Here is a 696-nt window from a genome sequence, read left to right as displayed (position 1 = left end):
AGTCTCATAGCTCAGCTGGTTAGAGCGCTACACTGATAATGTAGAGGTCGGCAGTTCGAGTCTGCCTGAGACTACAACCTAAGGTTGATTTGATAAAAAAGGATCAATTTTAGATAAGTTCATTAGATATTGAAAGGAAATTTTAGAAGTTGAGTTGAGTTCAACAATCGTTAATCGAGATTCAGCAATCTGAAATCGACAACGGGGGATTAGCTCAGCTGGCTAGAGCGCTTGCCTTGCACGCAAGAGGTCATCGGTTCGACTCCGATATTCTCCACCAGGCAATGCTTTGAGATAATTTATTTATCACAAGATATTGCAAGAATAGTAATTGATACATTATCAGTTGCGATTCGCAACCGTTCATTGACATATTGAAAAAAGATACATGAAAAATAGGATTAGATTTATCTAAACTATTTTAAGTAATAATTAGGATTAATTAGAATCTCGAGCGATATCTAATTAATCATATTATAGTTATCAAATCGTTTTGATAATTATAATAAACTCATTAAAAAAGCAAAAAGTACAATAAGCTAAATAAGGGCGTATGGGGAATGCCTAGGCTCTCAGAGGCGAAGAAGGACGTGATAAGCTGCGAAAAGCTACGGGGATCGGCACACACGAATTGATCCGTAGATATCCGAATGGGGCAACCTGGCATATTGAAGATATGTCATCCAGCAATGGAAG

The 696-nt window shown here is 37.5% G+C and carries 2 tRNA genes and 1 rRNA gene; all 3 read left to right on the top strand.

Features of this window, described 5'->3' with window-relative positions:
* Positions 1-74, top strand: a tRNA-Ile gene (locus Q0739_RS14940).
* Between the two features lie 129 nt (positions 75-203).
* Positions 204-280: transfer RNA gene (locus Q0739_RS14935), tRNA-Ala, on the top strand.
* 253 nt (positions 281-533) lie between these two features.
* Positions 534-696 (top strand): 23S ribosomal RNA (locus Q0739_RS14930); the annotation flags it as partial.

Origin of the sequence: uncultured Algibacter sp. (genome assembly GCF_947487605.1) — a bacterium.
Taxonomy (GTDB): domain Bacteria; phylum Bacteroidota; class Bacteroidia; order Flavobacteriales; family Flavobacteriaceae; genus Algibacter_D.
This window is presented reverse-complemented; position numbering and strand designations above follow the sequence as displayed.